15 protein-coding genes are annotated in these 18430 nt (G+C 51.2%); 4 read left to right on the top strand and 11 right to left on the bottom strand.

Going from position 1 to position 18430, the window contains the following annotated elements; all coding sequences use genetic code 11:
* Positions 1-146: 146 nt before the first annotated feature.
* The 10 genes from murC to mraZ form a co-directional block, all read right to left on the bottom strand.
* Complete coding sequence (gene murC / locus ACW9SV_RS17300; RefSeq protein WP_479558021.1) at positions 147-1553, bottom strand: UDP-N-acetylmuramate--L-alanine ligase; 1407 nt, start codon at positions 1551-1553, stop codon at positions 147-149.
* The gene (murG, locus tag ACW9SV_RS17295) at positions 1553-2656 is read right to left on the bottom strand and encodes an undecaprenyldiphospho-muramoylpentapeptide beta-N-acetylglucosaminyltransferase (RefSeq protein WP_479558020.1); all 1104 of its coding nucleotides are present in this window, start codon (positions 2654-2656) and stop codon (positions 1553-1555) included. Before murG ends, murC begins: the two co-directional genes overlap by 1 nt.
* Entirely contained in the window at positions 2649-3815 is a 1167-nt protein-coding gene (locus ACW9SV_RS17290; RefSeq protein ID WP_479558019.1) for an FtsW/RodA/SpoVE family cell cycle protein, read from the bottom strand. Before ACW9SV_RS17290 ends, murG begins: the two co-directional genes overlap by 8 nt.
* Positions 3812-5161 (bottom strand): UDP-N-acetylmuramoyl-L-alanine--D-glutamate ligase, encoded by a 1350-nt coding sequence (gene murD, locus ACW9SV_RS17285; protein WP_479558018.1) that lies wholly within the window; start codon positions 5159-5161, stop codon positions 3812-3814. The genes ACW9SV_RS17290 and murD overlap by 4 nt, the downstream gene beginning before the upstream one ends.
* A 60-nt stretch (positions 5162-5221) precedes the next feature.
* The gene (gene mraY / locus ACW9SV_RS17280; RefSeq protein WP_479558017.1) at positions 5222-6439 is read right to left on the bottom strand and encodes a phospho-N-acetylmuramoyl-pentapeptide-transferase; all 1218 of its coding nucleotides are present in this window, start codon (positions 6437-6439) and stop codon (positions 5222-5224) included.
* 68 nt (positions 6440-6507) lie between these two features.
* The gene (locus ACW9SV_RS17275) at positions 6508-7971 is read right to left on the bottom strand and encodes a UDP-N-acetylmuramoyl-L-alanyl-D-glutamate--2,6-diaminopimelate ligase (protein ID WP_479558016.1); all 1464 of its coding nucleotides are present in this window, start codon (positions 7969-7971) and stop codon (positions 6508-6510) included.
* Positions 7910-10063, bottom strand: coding sequence for a penicillin-binding protein (locus ACW9SV_RS17270; protein WP_479558015.1), 2154 nt, complete (start codon positions 10061-10063; stop codon positions 7910-7912). The genes ACW9SV_RS17275 and ACW9SV_RS17270 overlap by 62 nt, the downstream gene beginning before the upstream one ends.
* The gene (locus tag ACW9SV_RS17265; RefSeq protein ID WP_479558014.1) at positions 10053-10493 is read right to left on the bottom strand and encodes an FtsL-like putative cell division protein; all 441 of its coding nucleotides are present in this window, start codon (positions 10491-10493) and stop codon (positions 10053-10055) included. Before ACW9SV_RS17265 ends, ACW9SV_RS17270 begins: the two co-directional genes overlap by 11 nt.
* Positions 10494-10532: 39 nt before the next feature.
* Complete coding sequence (gene rsmH / locus ACW9SV_RS17260) at positions 10533-11459, bottom strand: 16S rRNA (cytosine(1402)-N(4))-methyltransferase RsmH (RefSeq protein WP_479558013.1); 927 nt, start codon at positions 11457-11459, stop codon at positions 10533-10535.
* A 6-nt stretch (positions 11460-11465) separates the two neighbouring features.
* Positions 11466-11933 (bottom strand): division/cell wall cluster transcriptional repressor MraZ, encoded by a 468-nt coding sequence (gene mraZ / locus ACW9SV_RS17255; protein ID WP_479558012.1) that lies wholly within the window; start codon positions 11931-11933, stop codon positions 11466-11468.
* A 329-nt stretch (positions 11934-12262) separates the two neighbouring features.
* On the opposite strand from mraZ, the gene ACW9SV_RS17250 reads away from it, so the two are divergent.
* The 4 genes from ACW9SV_RS17250 to ACW9SV_RS17235 all read left to right on the top strand — a co-directional run bounded on the left by ACW9SV_RS17250 (position 12263) and on the right by ACW9SV_RS17235 (position 17593).
* Positions 12263-12697, top strand: a complete 435-nt coding sequence (locus ACW9SV_RS17250) for a hypothetical protein (protein WP_479558011.1) — start codon at positions 12263-12265, stop codon at positions 12695-12697.
* Positions 12698-12781: 84 nt separating this feature from the next.
* Positions 12782-15004 (top strand): TonB-dependent receptor, encoded by a 2223-nt coding sequence (locus tag ACW9SV_RS17245; protein WP_479558010.1) that lies wholly within the window; start codon positions 12782-12784, stop codon positions 15002-15004.
* 128 nt (positions 15005-15132) lie between these two features.
* Positions 15133-15483, top strand: a complete 351-nt coding sequence (locus ACW9SV_RS17240; protein ID WP_479558009.1) for a heavy-metal-associated domain-containing protein — start codon at positions 15133-15135, stop codon at positions 15481-15483.
* Positions 15484-15718: 235 nt separating this feature from the next.
* Positions 15719-17593, top strand: a complete 1875-nt coding sequence (locus tag ACW9SV_RS17235) for a M1 family metallopeptidase (RefSeq protein WP_479558008.1) — start codon at positions 15719-15721, stop codon at positions 17591-17593.
* A gap of 103 nt (positions 17594-17696) precedes the next feature.
* Here the strand turns inward: ACW9SV_RS17235 and ACW9SV_RS17230 are convergent, their stop codons facing one another.
* The gene (locus ACW9SV_RS17230) at positions 17697-18401 is read right to left on the bottom strand and encodes a fatty acid desaturase (protein WP_479558007.1); all 705 of its coding nucleotides are present in this window, start codon (positions 18399-18401) and stop codon (positions 17697-17699) included.
* Positions 18402-18430 lie beyond the last annotated feature (29 nt).

The raw sequence follows: 18430 nt of genomic DNA, 5'->3' as shown, positions 1-18430 counted from the left end.
CACTAAGAAAGTAATTGTTATACTCATTATCAATTTTAATATTAACTTTTTTACATATTTTTCCCTCCTGTCTTGCCTTAGAAAAACCTGCTAAAAAAACAAATCCCCCCATGCAAAATACCGCAAATAGAAGCGCTTTTACCTTTCTATTCCAATACATGGTCCATTTCCTCCAGTAAACTTTTTATCTCTGGCACCAAGGTGTCAATATCGCCTGCCCCTACAGTAGCCAACACATTATAATCCAAGTTTTTAGCCAATAACTTCAGAACCTCTTTTTTGGTCAAAAGAAGCCTGTCTGTTGTTAATTGGTCAAGCAGCAGAGCCGATGTTATACCGGGAATAGGCAATTCCCGGGCGGGATAAATGTCCAAGAGCCATACCTCATCCGCGAGGCTAAGGCTTCGGGCAAATCCATCTAAAAAATCGCGGGTGCGAGTAAATAAGTGCGGTTGAAAAATTACTCTCAGCCTCTGCCCCGGATACAGCGCCCTTACCGATTGAAGGAACGCCTCTATCTCTCTGGGGTGGTGAGCATAATCGTCTAAATATACTCTTTTTTCAGACGAAAATACTTTTTCAAACCTTCTTTTTACACCGGTATATCTAGAAATTCCCTCCTGTATTTTTTCAGTGGGAACCCCCAACAAAGAGACCGCCTGAGCGGCCGCTAAAGCGTTCTCCACGTTATGAAAACCGGGCACCTGCAAAGCAGTCTGAGGCAGCAGTAAGTTCCATCCCTTCGCTGAAAATTTCATGGCTCCCTCGGCAATTTCCACATCCAGGGCAGCTAACTCCTCATTTTCAAGCCCATAGCGAATTACCGTCACTGATGCATCCACCGCCTCTGCCAGACTTTGGTCAGCGGTATGGTTGAGCAACAAATAGCCATTTGGTTTTATCTGCCGCACAAACTGCCGGAAAGACTCCACCAGGGCTTCTTTCTCCCCATAGATGTCCAGGTGATCTGGGTCAGTGGAGGTAACAATGGCAATGTCGGGGTGCAAGGTCAGGAACGAACGGTCGTACTCATCGGCCTCTACCACCGCCAGTGCACGCTCTTCCTGGGCATGAGGCAACAACAAGTTTGAGCCTAGATCGGTGGAAATGCCCCCTAAAAAGGCAGACGTGGAAACCTGGGCGTGATGCAACAGATGGGCCACCATGGACGAGGTGGTAGTTTTGCCGTGCGTGCCCGCCACAGCTACCAGGTATTGGTCCTGGGTTAAAAGGCCGAGCACCTGAGAGCGCTTCATAATGGTAAAGTTTTCCTGCTCCAGGTACTGACGCTCTGTATGGTTTTTGGGAACCGCTGGGGTCAAAATCACCAGCGTTTCTGCCTTGTTTTCGCGAAAGGAAGTTGGAATCAGTTCCACCTCATCCTCAAAATGGATGGTTGCTCCCTCCTCTCCCAGTTTTTGGGTCAACGGAGTGGGGGTTTTATCATACCCTGCCACAGCAAACCCTTTGGCCAGAAACCACCGGGCCAGGGCACTCATGCCAATGCCCCCGATTCCAAGGAAATAGATATGGCGGTATTGGTGCAGGTTCATCAGATTAGTTTCAAAAGTTCTTGAACAATGGCCTCCGTCGCGTGGGGCTTTCCTAACTGAGCAATATTCTGCCGCAAGGTTTGCTGCCTGGCGGTATCTTTTGCCAGGTCAAAGGCGGTGTTCCACAGGTTCTGCGAAGCTTCAACGTCTCTCACCAATACTGCGGCATCTTTCTGCACCAGGGCCATGGCATTTTTGGTCTGATGGTCTTCGGCTACGTTAGGCGAAGGCACCAGAATGGATGGCTTTTTGGCAAGGCACAACTCAGAAATGGAAAGCGCCCCGGCGCGGGAGATTACCACATCGGCGGCGGCATACGCCAAATCCATCCGCTTGATGAAATCAGAAGCCTTGATCTGATCGGCGGGAAAGTCCCTGACCGAGGTCTCAGCAGTTGGGAAGTAGGTTTTGCCGGTTTGCCAAAGGAGGTTATACCCCGCTTGCTGAATCTTCTGCAGGGCTTGCTCGGTGCTTTGGTTTAGGGTACGCGCCCCCAAACTGCCGCCAATCACCAAGAAAGTCAACCGCTCTGGGTTGAGCCCGAAGAACTGCATGGCTTCGGTCCGCTTGCCTTCCAACTCGGTGATGTCGCGCCGTACCGGATTGCCCGTCAGCACGATTTTAGCGCTGGGGAAATACTTGTACATGCTGTCATAGGCCACACAGACTTTGTCTACCTTGTTGGCCAACAGCTTATTGGTGATGCCCGCGTGGGAATTCTGTTCCTGAATAAGAGATGGAATCCCCATTTTGGTAGCCGCGTACAGCAAAGGGCCACTGGCGTAACCGCCTACCCCCACCACTGCATCTGGCTTGAAGTCTTTTATAATTTTGTTCGATTTGCGAACGCTGGAAATCACCTTCAGCGGGAACGACAGGTTATCTACCGTCAGGCGGCGCTGCAACCCACTGATCCAGAGACCAATAATCTTATAACCCGCTTCCGGCACCCGCGTCATTTCCATGCGGCCTTTCGCGCCCACAAACAGGATCTCCGCCGTGGGGTGAAGACGTTTGATCTCGTTGGCAATAGCCACTGCCGGATAAATGTGCCCGCCCGTGCCCCCGCCGCTGATGATGAATCTATACTGTCTTTCAGGCATGAGTCAACACATTAACAGGTTTGTTCGCGGAGGGCGTGGCGGCAATCTTCGCTTCGTGCTCGCTGCGGCTCACACTCAGGATAATACCAATGGAGATACCAGTGAAGATCAGTGAGGTTCCTCCCATACTCAGCAGCGGTAAGGGCAAACCGGTAATCGGGCCAAGACCAACGGCCACGCCCATGTTCACCATGGCCTGGATCACCAGACTGAAACTGATGCCGGCGGAAAGCAATCCGCCGAAGGCTCCCAAGCTGTTGGTCACCGCCATCATGCCCCGGTATAGGAAAGCCAGGTATAGGAAGAGAATGACCGCGCCGCCCACCATGCCGTATTCCTCAATGATGATGGCGTAAATAAAGTCAGAGTACGGGTGGGGCAGCACGTTACGCTGGTCTGAGTTTCCAGGGCCTTTCCCCAGAACCCCTCCCGTAGCAATGGCTATGTAGGACTGCTCTAACTGGAAGACGGTCTGGTCTTCGTCCATGAAGTTTTCAATCCGGCTGATGGCAGTCTGCGCCCGTTGCCCCAGGGCCAAAGCGATGGTTCCGAACAAAGCTCCCACGGCAATCATGATCATGATGGACTTCATAGGAATTCGGCCGATGAACATCAGTAGAAGGCAAGTCAGGAATAAAAGCAAACCGGTAGAGATGTTACTCATGGCAATGAGCCCGCAAATCAAACCGCTCCACAAGAACAGCGGAATCAAAGTCTGCTTAGATTCAATGTTCATCTGCCGCTTGCTCAGGATACTGGCCAGATAAGAGATCAAGGCCAGTTTGGCCAAATCTGAAGGCTGAAACGTTTGGTTGATGACCGGAATGGTCAACCAACGAGAGGCCTCGTTGATGTTGGAGCCCTTCAGGTAGGTATAAATCAGCAAGGGCACGGAGAAAATCAGGGCCAGCAAGCTCAGTTTGGCATAGTAGCGGTAGTTGATTTTATGGGCCAACCACACAAACGCCAACCCGATAAAGATCAAGCTGGAATGTTTGAAGAGGTAGTACTCAGTGTTACCTCCCATTTTTTTGTACGCCAGGGTACCCGTAGCCGAGTACACCACGGCAATACTGATGAGCCCGAAAGACAAGACAATTCCCCACAAAATAGGGTCGCCTTTTAAGTTATCGCGAAGCCAGTTTTTGATAGGTGTCATGCTACAGTAGAATTAAGGGTGGCAACTGCGGCGGCAAATGCACGGCCCCGGTGTTCGTAATTGTTGAAAAGGTCAAAGCTGGCGCAAGCAGGGGAAAGCAATACCACATCACCAGCTTCCGCAAAATCTTTGGCCAATTGCACCGCTTCCTGCACATCTCTGGTCTCCACTATTTTGGAGCCAAATTGAGAGAAAGAGGTTAAAAGCTTGCTGTTATCCACGCCCAAGCACACAATAGCTTTCACTTTTTCCTGCACCAAAGGCTGCAAAGTGGAATAATCGTTGCCTTTGTCGGTGCCGCCCACCACCCACACAATAGGCTGCTGAATACCGTCCAGCGCATACCAAACGGCTTCCACGTTCGTAGCTTTGGAATCATTGATGAACCGGACGCCGTCTACCTCGCCTACTGGCTGTAAGCGGTGCTCGGCATTCTGGAACGTGCCCAAAGCTTCTTCAATCTGTTCTGGCGCAATCCCTACCAGCAATGCTGCCCCTATGGCCGCCATGGTATTGTATTGATTGTGCTGCCCTATCAAAGGCGATTTAAAAGTGTCTACTTTTGCGCTGATTTGGGCAAAAGAGGCTTGAATTGCCTGACCTTGGTATTGAATGGCTAAACCTTCTCCCTCTTTCAAGCCGAAAGGCACTTGCGTACCCGGCACCTCATGCGCAGCGCGGTATTTCCGGATTTCGGCATCGTCTTGGTTGAAGAGGAAGTACTCTGTCGAGGTCATGTTCTGCGCGATCCGGAACTTGGCGGCCGCGTAGTTCTCCATTTTGTACCCGTAGCGGTCCAAGTGGTCTGGGGTAATGTTGAGCAGAATGCCAATGTCAGCTTTAAAGCTGTACATATTATCTAATTGAAAACTGCTCAGTTCCACCACGTAGTAATCGTATCCACCCTCCAGCACTTTTCCAGCCAGGCTTTCACCCACGTTACCAGCCAAGGCCACTTTCAACCCAGCGCTTTTCAGCAAATGGTAAGTCAGCAGCGTGGTAGTGGTTTTGCCGTTGGTACCCGTGATGCAGATGAACTTTCCGGAAGCATAGCGCCCGGCAAACTCAATCTCCGAGATCACCGGAATGTTTTTTTCGGCTGCACCTTGAATCACAGGAGCCGTGTCTGGAATGCCTGGGCTTTTGATGATTTCAACGGACGCGTAGATCTGCTCCAGCGTGTGCGTTCCTTCCTCAAAAGGAATCTGCGCCTGGGTCAGTTGCATCCGGTACTTTTCTGCAATGGAACCTTTATCTGAGACGAACACGTCAAAGCCTTTGGCTTGCGCCAACAAGGCTGCTCCTACGCCGCTCTCCCCTGCTCCTAGTATGGCTATTTTTGGCATTCGTTTATTTTATTAAATCGTGTTTTGCGCCTGTTTTCTAAATATGAGCCTTAAACCAGCTTATCTTAACTTCAAGGTCACCAAGGTCAAAATGGCCAGCATGATACCCACCGTCCAGAAGCGTGACACGATCTTGGACTCATGATATCCTAGCTTTTGGTAGTGGTGGTGCAGCGGCGACATCTTAAAAATGCGTCGGCCCTCGCCGTACTTTTTCTTGGTGTATTTGAAATAGCTCACCTGCAGCATCACCGAAAGGTTCTCCACCAGGAAGATGCCGCACAGGATAGGAATTAAGAGCTCTTTTCTTAGAATCAGGGCCAAAACGGCGATAATGCCGCCAATGGAAAGGGAACCGGTATCACCCATGAACACCTGGGCCGGATAGGAGTTGTACCACAGGAATCCCACGCAGGCCCCCACAAACGCGGTACAGAAAATCACTAACTCACCCGTGTTAGGAATGTACATGATGTCAAAGTAATCGGCGAAAACGGAGTTACCCGATACCCAGGCAAACACCGCCAAGGTGGTCCCAATGATGGCCGAAGTACCCGCTGCCAGCCCATCAATGCCGTCGGTGATATTAGCGCCGTTTGACACGGCCGTAATGATGATGATTACCAGAGGCACATACAGGAAACGCGCATACGAACCCAAAACCGGACTCGCGAAGCTGAAGAATTGATGGTAATCCAACTCATTGTTTTTGGTAAATGGCACGGTGGTGATCATTTTCCGGACATCGGAGAACGTACCAGACACATCAATGGCCGAAAGCCCCTTTGAAGTCAGATATTGGCGCACTACTACATCCTCGGAGAAAAACAGGGTCAACCCCACTATTAATCCTAAACCAATCTGACCAAGAATCTTGAAACGGCCCGCTAAGCCTTCTTTGTTCTTGCGGAACACTTTGATGTAGTCGTCCAGGAACCCGATGGCGCCCAACCACACGGTGGACACCAGCATCAGGAGAATGTACACGTTGTCCAGACGGGCAAAAAGCAGAGTGGGTAATAGAATGGCCAGTATGATGATGAGGCCACCCATGGTAGGCGTGCCTCTCTTCTCCAATTGTCCCTCCAGACCCAGATCACGGATAGACTCCCCCACTTGCTTGCGATGCAGCAACCGAATGAGGCGTCCCCCAAAAATCATGGCAATCAGAAGTGAGACAAGCGCAGCCAATCCGGCCCTGAACGAGATGTAACGCATTACACCCGCCCCGTAGAAGTCAAATTGCCTGTCTAAAAAATCAAAAAGGTAATAAAGCATCCGTTTCGTATTATCAAAAGAAGAAGGTTTCCCGGTCTTCTTTGGTCATTGTCTTGTTTTTTGCGCGGTTATTTCTGCAGCAAGGCAAACGATTCCTGCAGCACTTGCTTGTCATCAAAAGGAGAGCGCACGCCCTTCACCTCTTGATAAGTTTCGTGCCCTTTACCCGCCACCAGAATGATGTCCTGGGCTTCGGCTAGCAGCACCGCGGTTTTGATGGCTTCCCGGCGGTCAATCACCGACAAGGCTTTTCTCAGATCTGTCGCTTTCACGCCCGCCTGCATCTGGTTCAAAATTTCCTGCGGATCTTCGTCACGTGGGTTATCAGAGGTCAAGATCACGCGGTCACTCATCTTGGCAGCGATATCAGCCATGACCGGACGCTTGGTAGCATCCCGGTTTCCGCCACAGCCCACAATGGTGATCACCTTCTGCTCCGGCTTCCGGATCTGCTGAATCGTTTGCAGCACGTTTTCCAGCGCATCCGGGGTATGGGCGTAATCCACAATGCCGGTGATCTGGCCGGGAGACACCACGTAGTCAAACCGGCCAGCGGCCGAGGTCAGGCTGGAGAGACTAGCCAGTACTTCCTGCTTATCTTCGCCTAGCAAAATGGCAGCACCGAACACGGCCAGCAGATTATAGGCATTGAAGGTGCCAATCAACCGGAACCACACCTCCTGTCCTTCCAACTCCAGTTGCAAACCCTGAATGGAATTATCCAGCAAACGGGCCTTGAAATCAGCTTCTTTGCGGAGGGCGTAAGTGTACTTGGTGGCTTTGGTATTCTGCAGCATCACCATAGCCCGCTTGTCGTCAGAGTTCACCAGGGCGAACGCTTTCTTATTCAGGTTGTCAAAAAACAGTTTCTTAGCCCGGATGTACTCGTCAAAGGTGCCGTGATAGTCCAGGTGGTCATGGGTGATGTTGGTGAACACGGCTCCGGTGAACTGTACACCGGTCACGCGGTGCTGCACCAGGGCATGAGAACTCACTTCCATGAAGGCGTGGGTGCAGCCGGCTTTCACCATTTGCGCGAGCAACGCTTGCAGCGTAATAGCGTCTGGAGTAGTATGCGAAGCGGGAATGACTGTCTCGTTGATCTGGTTCTGTACCGTTGAGAGTAACCCGGCATTATAGCCCAAGTCACGGTACAGCTTATGGAGCAAGGTTACGCAGGTGGTTTTACCGTTAGTGCCGGTTACCCCTACCAATTTCAGTTTCTTAGACGGGTTGCCGTAAAACTCGGCGGCCACGTAGCCCATGGCTTCTGCGGCATTTGGCACCTGCACAAAGGTCACGTGCTCTGGGGTGCTTTGCGGCAGTTCTTCGCAAAACACGGCAGAAACACCCTGCGCCACGGCAGCATCTATGAAATCATGGCCATCGCGGAGCGTACCCCGGATAGCAAAGAAGGCCACGCCTGGTCCTGCCTGGCGAGAATCCATTGTTAACGCAGAAAGCTCGGGGTTAGTAGGCCCGAGCAATTGCGGTGACAGGAGTACCTGTAGCAGGTTTTCTAGTTGCGCCATGTGTAGTTAGTGTAATGGTAATCGTTGTTCCTTTCGCCACGGGTTGCCCGGGCGGAATGCTTTGGCTCTCTACCCGCCCTAAACCAATAGCCCGTACTTTGATGCCGTGGTTTCCGAGCAGGTACAAGGCATCTTTTAGAGTCATGTCGGTGACATCGGGCACCTGGCCCATTTTCACCGGTACCGGTTTCAAGGCGACAGAATGTTTCTGGGTATCTACCCGTACCCAATCTTCCTCGGGGCTCAGCGGGTGGGCACTCACCCCTAGTTTGTTGCAGAGAATAGTCAGTTCTTCCTGATTCCCGGCGTGGAGCACCGGAAGTTTCGGTTGCACATTGGCTGGGCGCCGCACCATAGGCGCATGAATGGCTAGGTCCTGCGCGTAGGCTTTATCAGCGAGTTCCCGGAATACCGGTGCGGCAACGTCACCACCGTACTGGGCGCCTTTCTGCGGACTGTCAATAATGACAATACAGCTGTACTTTGGTCTATCGGCCGGGAAATACCCCACAAAAGAGGTAGAATACTTTCTGGTGTATTGACCGTTTATTACTTTCCGGGCGGTACCAGTTTTACCGGCTACTTTGTAGTCTTTGCTTTTCAGGTTTTTGGCTGTTCCGTTTTCTACTACGCCTTCCATCATCTGCCGCAACTGCATCAGCGTCTGGTCAGAGCAGATCTTCGGATTCAGAACCTTGGTTTCAAAAGACTCCAAGATATGATCGGCGCGCTTGATGCTTTTCACAATCATAGGCTGCACTTTCACCCCGTTGTTGGCGACGGCATTGTAAAACGCCAGCGTCTGCAAAGGAGAGATTTTCAGCTCATACCCAATAGCCATGGTAGAAAGCGAAGGGCGGCTCCAGCTACGGTCTTTTGGTGACTTGATGTAGGGAATTGCCTCGCCGTTCATCTGGAAGCCCAATGGCTGGTGCAATCCAAATTTGTGCAGGTAATCCACATATTTCTGCGGATTGCTCTCAAAGGTCTGCTGAATCAACTTGGCTACCCCGATATTGGACGATTTCTCGAAAACCTGCTGTAAACTGATTCTCCCGTTCCCGTGGGTATCAGTTTTCACGGCCCCGCCAATGCGCTCGGAGCCGTTGCCGGTATCCACGGTATCATTCAGGCTCATGCCAGTTTCCTCGAGCAATGCCATCATGGAAGCCAACTTGAAGGTAGACCCTGGTTCCGTGCGGCCTTGGTTACCCACCGCGTAATTGTAATCCTCAGCGTACACACCTTCGCTTTGGCGCCCCAGGTTGGCAATGGCTTTGATGTGCCCGGTACCTACTTCCATCAGAATCACGCACCCGTGGGCAGCGTCATTCAGGGTCAAGGCGCGGTATAAGGCGCTTTCGGCTACGTCTTGCAAGTTAATGTCAATGGTGGTCTGGATGTCAAAGCCAGGCATCGGCTTCACCTCAGTTCCATCGTTGATAGGCTTGTTACCGCCAGCCATGCGTTCATACAACGCCTCCCCGTCTTTTCCGGCCAGGTGACGGTTAAACGAGAACTCCAATCCAGCTCCGTTGCGGTCTTCGTTGATGAACCCAATGGTCCGTTTCGCCAAAGAACCGAAAGGCAGGAAACGGCGGTCCAGTTTCTCGAAGATTACCCCTCCTTTGTTTTTTCCAGCCCTAAAGATCGGCCACTTGGCCATCATTTTCTTGTCCTGATAATTAATCAGACGGCCGTTCAGGCGCACGTATTTACGACCGGCGCTGCGGGCATTCTTGATCTTTTGTTTGTAATAAGAGGGAGAGCGGTCTCCGTAGAAGCGGGACAGCTGAATAGCCAGTGAGTCAATGCCCTTAGAGAATACATCGCTAGGGGAAATGGTTGGATCAAAGGCTACCCGGTAAAACGGCAAAGAGGTTGCCATAATGCGGTCATCATTGGAGTAGATGTTGCCGCGGGTGGCGTACACCGGTTGGTAATGGAACCGCTTCTCATTGGCAATCTCGCGCCAACGGTCCCCATCCTTGAACTGGATGTACCCAACTTTGTAAATAATCGCGAACGCGAAAAGACAGATAGCCAAAAAGGCCAGCCGCACTCGCGTGACGATGGACCTCTTAATATTCATCTTTCTTCAGAACTACTTGAATAGGTGGGGTAGAACTTTCCATCAAGCCTAAGGGCTCCACGTTGCGGGCCACCTCAGACTGCTTGCTCGCCTCCATGTACTCTGATTTGAGCGTGGTATAATCGGCGCGAAGGTCTTCCGTTTCGGCTTTGGTTTTATCAATCCGGCGGAGGGTGCGATCAGCGTAGTGGGTGTTGCCAATGTAAAACAAGGTTACCGCCATCAGGAACAACACCTTGGGCAAGTACCTTACGGGCAGGCCTTCGGCGAAGAACCAATCTACCTTGGTGTAACGGTCTAACAGTTCAAACAAACTGGTGCCCTTCTGGCGCGGGGGGCGGGCCGGACGTGGCTTCTCTGCCTTAGGCACTTCCCGCAGGGTGTTTGCCTTAGGCCGATTCACTTGTGGACGTACGGTGTTGACTGCCATAATTAAATCGTAAAACGTGTTGCTTTCCCTTCCTTCTTCCTATTTCTTTGACGATTCAGGTGTCTCTCTTTTCACCGCCACCCGTAGCTTGGCGCTTCGGGAACGGTTATTTTCCTGCAATTCCTGCGCTCCCGGCACAATGGGCTTGCGGGTAACAGAATCTAATGGTTTGATCTCATTCCCGAAGAAATCTTTCTCCACCTCCCCGAAGAACTTGCCCTTGGCGATGTAGTTCTTGACCAAGCGGTCTTCAAGGGAATGGTAGGAAATCACCGACAGTCTTCCGCCGGGCTTCAGCACCTCCACGGCTTGCTCCAGCATTTCCTCCAAGGCCTTAAGTTCATCGTTCACTTCTATGCGAAGTGCCTGAAAAACCTGCGCCAGGTACTTGTTCTCCTTCCCTCTAGGCGTGATGCCGGAGATGGCCTTTTTGAAATCGGCGATGGTTTCAATGGGCTGCACGTTCCTGGCCGAGACCAGTTCACGGGCTAAGGTTTTGGCGTTCTTCACCTCACCGTAAAGCCCGAAAATTTTATGCAGTTGCTCTTCTTCATAGGTATTCACCACCTCCCGCGCTGTTAAAGGACTTTCTTTGTCCATGCGCATGTCAAGAGGGCCGTCAAAACGGGTGGAGAAGCCGCGCTCGGCGGTATTGAACTGATGGGAAGAAACGCCTAAGTCAGCCAAAATACCGTCTACCTGCCGTACCCCGTAAAGGCGCAGGTATTTCTTAAGGTAACGGAAGTTGGCTTTGACAAACGTGAAGGTATCAGAGATCAGTCTTTCGGCTTGTTTTTCGGCATCGGTGTCCTGGTCAAAGGAGTAGAGTTGCCCACCCTGCATCTTCTCCAGGATTTGCGCCGAGTGGCCGCCACCGCCAAAGGTGACGTCTACGTAAATGCCGCCGGGTTTAATGGCCAACGCATCTACCGATTCCTGCAACAAAACGGGCTGGTGGTACTGCATAGGCGTTTATTCAGTTGGGGGTAAGCTCGGTTGGTCACCGAGGAACTTCTGCGCCAATTGCGAGAAGTTCTGCTGGTCTTTAATTAAAAATGCGTCGTACTTGTCTGGGTTCCAGATTTCCACCCGGTTCCCTAGGCCTACCACAATGGCGTCTTTCTCAATCTCGGCGTACCGTACCATGGTGCGCGGCAAGATGAAACGCCCGGCGGTATCCAGTTCAATCTCGGTATTCCCCCGGAAGAAATTCCGTTGGAAATGCCGGTACTCTTCGTTGAACTCGTTCAGCCCCGCCACCTTGTCATAGATCGTTTTCCACTCGGTTTTGGGGTACAACACCAAGCATGGCTCAAACCCGCGGGTCAACACCACCTGGTTTCCGCACTCGTCGGGCAGGTTGGATTTGATTTTAGCAGGCAGCACCAATCTTCCCTTCGGGTCTAGCTTACATTCGTATTCGCCGGAGAGGAAGTTCATGGCAGTTGTGGCAGTGACGACAGTCTTTGGTACAAAACAAAAGTACTAAAGGGGGAGGCAAAGTCAACCACGGTCTCCCACTTTTTCCCACTTTGTGGATAAATCATGGTTATCCACCCCACTTATGCACATTATCCACATTTTTCCCCGCCACTTTGGGATAAGTTATGGATAACGTTTTCAATATATTTGCTAAATAACACGTGAACACTTATGTAACGCATTGATTAATAAATACTTACTCCTTTTTCACCCCTCCAGTGACTTGCAAACAGTACTTGTGAAAGGAAGGTGGAGGAAAGTGGAGCAAAATTCCATATCTTTGCAGTATGAGAAGGAAACTCAGACCAATTGTGCTCTTAATGCTGGCTTTTAGCCTCCTGACAGGTTCTGTTGGGGTGGCGGCTACACAGCGTTTTTGTGCAATGTTGGGCATGGCTCCTTCACAAAATGCGGCTCAGAAAATGGAGGAGATGGGCTGCTGCGCCACCAAGAAGAAATCGGCTTGCCCCGAAGGCACCACTCAGGTAGACAAGACCCCTTGTTGCTCCGTTTCCACCACTCACCACAAGCTGGACATTCCTTCCACGCTGAAATTCAGCAAGGTGGAATTTGTGTCCCTTCTGCCGGCGGTAACTTCAGTTTTTCTTCTCCCGCCAGTAGCCACTGCTACCGTGGAAGGTTCCTGGCCGTATTATTCTGACACCTCCCCGCCCCTTTCGGGCCGAGACCTGCTGCATCGTCTGCACATCCTGAACATTTAGGGTTTACATCTCTTCGCTTAGCCGAAGCCGGTTTTGCTGTGCTTCTGCCCCAGAACAGATGTTATACTTAAATGAAACCAACTAATGTTATTTTCAAAACGTCAGGCTGTATTCGCCTTGACTTTTCTAGGGCTCCTGCTCCCCTTCCTGGGAACAGCCCAATCGCTTGCTGGCCGTGTGATAGATGCGGCTAACTCTACCCCGCTTATTGGTGCCTCCGTTATTTGGTTAGGTACCGACAAAGCCACCAGTACTGATACCAACGGCCATTTCACGCTTGCTGCGGCCCCTAATGGAGAAACCGCGGTGCTTATCTCCTACATTGGTTACAAACCTGATACCGTGCAAGTGCAAGGTCGCCCTCATATAGTAGTGCAACTGCGGTCCATTACGTCTATTCAGGAAGTAACCATTACCGGAAAACAAGACCGCTATTCGGCCCTGACCCCGACTAACTCTCAGGTCATCACCGCCAAAGACTTGACTAAGTCTGCTTGCTGTAACCTAGCGGAGAGCTTTGAAACGAACGCTTCGGTGGAGGTTTCTACCTCAGATGCAGTATCAGGAGCCAAGCAGATCCAGATGCTGGGCTTAGATGGCGCCTACACCTTAATGACTACGGATAACGTGCCCGCCCTGCGTGGCTTGGCAACGCCTTACCGCCTGAACTACTTGTCTGGTACCTATATTGACGCGATTGACATCATCAAAGGCACCGGTTCGGTTTTGAATGGCTATGAGTCCATCTCGGGCCAGGTGAATGTGCGGCTGAAAGACCCGGAGAAATCGGATAGGCTATTTGTGAACCTATATGGCAACAGTTTGGCCAAGTGGGATGCTAATGTGAATACCTCTTTCACCCTCACGCCCAAACTGAGCACCGTGCTCATGCTCCACACCGATCAGCTCAGCAACCGCGTAGACAACAACAATGATGGCTTTCTGGACCTTCCGTTGGGCAAGCACTACAACGTGTTTAACAAATGGAAGTATAATACCGGCAAGCAGTGGGTAGCTGAGATTGGCATCCAGGCATTGCACGAAACCAGAACTGGGGGTCAGGTGGGATACCGCTCTGGCATGCCGCAGGTAGAAGGAAACTTCTACGGCATCGAGTCGGAGACGGACCGGTTCAGTGGCTTTTCCAAGACATCGTACACGTTCAAGAACAAGCCGTACCAAAGCATCGGGTTGATTTTATCTGGTGCCCGGCACGACTTTGACTCCCATTACGGCGCAAGGACCTACAAAGGGTTTCAAAACAGCGGTTTGGCGAACCTGATTTTCCAGTCGGCGTTTGGGAACACGGCCCACACCTATAAAACCGGATTGAGCTACCAGTACGAAGACTTCCAGGAGAATCTTGCTGGGCAGCGCCTAAAGCGTCAGGAGCGGGTACCTGGAGCGTTTTTCGAGTACATTTACCAAAACAGCACCAATCTGACCTTGGTAGGTGGCGTGCGGGCCGACCATCATAACCTGTACGGCTGGGTGTACACGCCGCGCTTCAACGTGAAATACGACTTCAACCCGAACTCTATTCTGCGTTTAGCGGCCGGCAAAGGCTTTAGGGTAGCCAACCCAATTGCTGAAAACGTGGCCTCGCTCATCAGCAACCGGGCGTTCTTTTTCCAGAACAACCTTCAACCGGAGAAAGCCTGGAACCTGGGCGGAAGTTTTACCCAGTACTTTGAGGTGGGTGAGCGCAAAGGCGCCTTCATTACTGATTACTACTACACCACTTTCCAGAACCAGATTGTGCCGGACATGTACAGCAACCCGTACCAGGTGGCGTTTACCAACCTGAACGGAAGGTCGTTCTCCAAGAGCTTCCAGGCCGAACTTCAGTATGAACTCACGTCTATGCTGGATGTGAAGGCGGCGTACAAATACTTTGACGTGCGCACCACCTATAACGGCGAGTTGTTGCAGCGGCCGTTCATCCCCAACCACCGGGCCTTCCTGAACCTGGGCTTCGCGACTCCTTTTGACAAATGGCGTGCTGATTTGACAGCTCAGTGGTTCGGGAACCGATTGGTTCCGGTCATGGAGCATGACATGAACCACCACGAGGGCCCCATCAAGACGAGAACTGTTCACCCGTACGCGGTGTTTAATGGTCAGATCACCCGGGCTTTTAAGCGGTGGGAAGTGTACCTTGGCGGCGAGAACCTGCTGGATTACAAACAAAAGAACCCCATTATCTCTGCTGACCGTCCGTTCAGTCAGGATTTTGACGCCAGCATGGTGTGGGCTCCGGTGATTGGCCGCGTGATTTACGCGGGTATGCGCTTTACGTTGAAATAGGGAATTACTTAGTTTGTTTGTCTAAAAGGATAGGCTTTCATTTTTGGCCTGATTTTGGCAAAACAACTGGTAATGGCTAAAACAGAAATTTGCTTTTAACTCATATCTTTAACTCTTAACTATCCACCATGAAAACCCTTAAAATCTGGCTGTTTTCTTTAGTACTTACCGGTTTGGCAACTGTTGGCTTCGCGCAAGGCGGTAAGAAAGGCGAAGAAGTGAAAATCAAAACCTCGGCGGTGTGCGGCATGTGCAAGGCCACGCTAGAGAAAGGCTTGGCCTATGAGAAAGGCGTGAACAAAGCCACGCTGGACGTAGACTCCAAAATCTTGACCGTGTCTTACAACGGCGAGAAAACGTCACTGGACAAGATCAAGAAAGCAGTAAACGAGTTAGGCTATGACGCCGATAACTCTCCGGCTACTCCCCGCGCCTACGACCGCCTGGATGCCTGCTGCAAAAAAGACGCAGTGCACTAAGAGCCTATATATTTCTGTAAAACAGGAAAGCCTGCCCATGTGAGCAGGCTTTTCTGTTTTATAGCCTTTGCTTTTTAGCTTGTTTTCCGAAAACCAGCCCTAACCCGAAGATGAGCAGGTTGATTCTCCTTCCTTTTCTAAAGCCGGGTTCTTTTCCATCTCTCTGAAAAACACCTTACCTTTAGCCACCACCAGCTTGAGGCTGGCACACCATACGCCATAATCCAACAACCACATGAAACCGGCGAAATACCTTCTTTCCCTCGCGTTATCTGTCACCTGCTCGCTTGCCTTTGCGCAACACCAACTGCCCATGCCCCGCAACATCGCGGCAGCCTACCAGAAAGGTACCCGCAGCCTGGACGGCTCGCCTGGTAAAAGCTACTGGCAAAACACCGCTGATTATACCATCAAGATTGATTTTGACCCTTTTTCCAGAAAACTGGCTGGAACCGTAGACATTGACTACACCAACAACAGCCCTGACACCCTGAAGCAGATCGTCTTTAAGCTGTACCCCAACTATTACCAGAAAGGAGCCCCGCGTGCCAACACCATTGCTCCCGAAGATGTAAGCGAAGGCGTGAAGATTGAGCGCTTCAGCGTGAACCAGGAAGTGCAGGACGTGCGGAAACTCCGTATTGATGCCACCAACATGACTCTCCGCGTCAAACCTATTCCGCCCAAGCAAAAGGCAAAGTTCTCCATAGCGTACAACTACATTTTGAACGCCGGCTCGCACATGCGCACCGGGCAGGTAGACTCGTTGGGCGCGGCGTTTGTGGCCTACTTCTTCCCCCGCATTGCTGTATATGACGATGTGGACGGCTGGAACCGCATTCCGTACCTTGGCCCGGCCGAGTTTTACAATGATTTCTGCTCTTTCAACACCGAGATCACCGTCCCAAAGAACTTTGTGGTGTGGGCCACCGGTGATTTGAAAAACGCCTCTGAAGTACTCTCCAGGAAACACGCCAAGCGCCTAGAAGACGCCGAGAAGAAGGACGCCATTATTGCCATCATAGACAAAAACGACCTGAAGCGCCAGGATATCACCGCCCAAAATGCTCGCAATACATGGAAGTTCTCGGCTGAGAACGTGGTGGATTTTGCCTTCGCCACTTCAGACCATTACCTATGGAACTCCTCCAGTTTGGTAGTGGACCCGAAAACCAAACGCCGCACCCGGGTAGATGTGGCCTATAACCCCGAGCACCACGATTTTGAGGAGGTGATTCACTTCTCACGCAAAACCGTGGAAGCCATGAGCAACACCTTCCCCAAATGGCCTTTCCCCTACTCCCACGAGACTGTGTTTGACGGGTTGGACCAGATGGAATATCCCATGATGGTGAACGACAACCCGGTGCAAACCCGCGAAGACGCCATCACCCTCACCGACCACGAGATCTTTCACACCATGTTCCCGTTCTACATGGGCACCAACGAGACAAAGTACGGCTGGATGGACGAAGGCTGGGCCACCATAGGTGAATGGATTATTTCATCCATTATTGAGCCTAAACTGGTAGATGACTACGGGGTGACACCCTATGCCCAAATGGCCGCCACGGAGGCTGATATGCCCATCATGACCTTAACCACTCAGCAGAATGGTGCGCCTTTCTTCCTAAACTCTTATCCTAAGCCGGCGCTGGGCTACCTGTATGTGAAACAGATGCTAGGTGACGAACTGTTCACCAAAGCCTTGCACCACTACATTGCGCAATGGAACGGCAAACACCCGCTACCTTGGGACTTCTTTAATGCCATGAATACGGGCGCAGGCCGCAACCTCAACTGGTTCTGGAAACGCTGGTTCTTTGACGAAGGATACCCAGACCTAACCATCGCAAACGTGCAGCAACAAGCCGGGCAGTACCAGGTCACCGTACAGGCCAAAGGCACCAAACCTGTTCCAGTGGAACTGGTAGTCACTTATGCGGATAACAGCACTTCCAAAATCACGCGCAACGTGTCTGTCTGGGAAACCGGAAACACTACCGTTCAAGTAGATTTTAAACCTACAAAAGCCGTGAAGAAGCTGGAACTGAAAGGCACTTATGTACCTGATTCTAAACCCAGTGACAATGTGTATCTGGTGAAGTGATCCATAGATGCTAGAAAAGAAGAAGGCTGGAAAAGAGGATTGATGTTCTCTTTTCCAGCCTTCTTCTTTTAAATGTTAGTTCCCTAAACTAAGCCTTAATCCATTACTGACCTTTCACCAATCTATCTTTCTCTTGATAGAGTTTCCACCAAGGCAGGTAGGGTTTGTCATGGTGCTCGTAGTGGTAGCCAAAGAAATAGCAACTAATAAAAGCCCAAAGGTGATTGCGTGACTGGGTAGAGGATTTATGCTTATTGTCGTGGTCGTGTTCTCCACGGTGCGGCAAGTACGTCCCGAAGTAGAATAGCTGAAAAGTGGCGAGCACAGACGGGACCATCCAGAACAGAATTACGTTTTCAATAGGAAACCAGAGTTGCAATAGGTGGTAGGTTCCGGCCATCAGCAACACCTGTACAACCGTAATGTACTGACTGGCAAAGCTGAGGAACCATAGGAAGAAATTGCCCCCATAGTAATCGGGGTCCTGGTCAGTGGCTACGTGCCGGTGGTGCAGGTGGTGTTTAGGGTACAGGCGGCCGTAGTAGTTGTAGGCAAACAGGCCAGCAGAGAGAGTACCAATAATGGTATTCAGCTTTTTGTTGCCGGGGGCCACCACCCCGTGCATGGCATCATGAGCCGTGATGAACAGCCCCGTATAGAGGTGCATCATCACCAGCACCGCCAGATAGGTCAAAGGCGAACGGAAAGAGACTTGCCAATGCAGCAAAAACCACAGTGCGGTGCCCCACGCCAGCAGGATGGTACACGCGATCAGTATTCCGGCATGTTTCTGGAAAATCAGCTTCAAAACAGGTAAAGGCTTAATACATCAAGTAA

The sequence above is a fragment of the Rufibacter sp. JT20002 genome, assembly GCF_056491185.1.
Note: the sequence above shows the minus strand (reverse complement) of the source record. Positions and strands in the feature narration are given on the sequence as shown.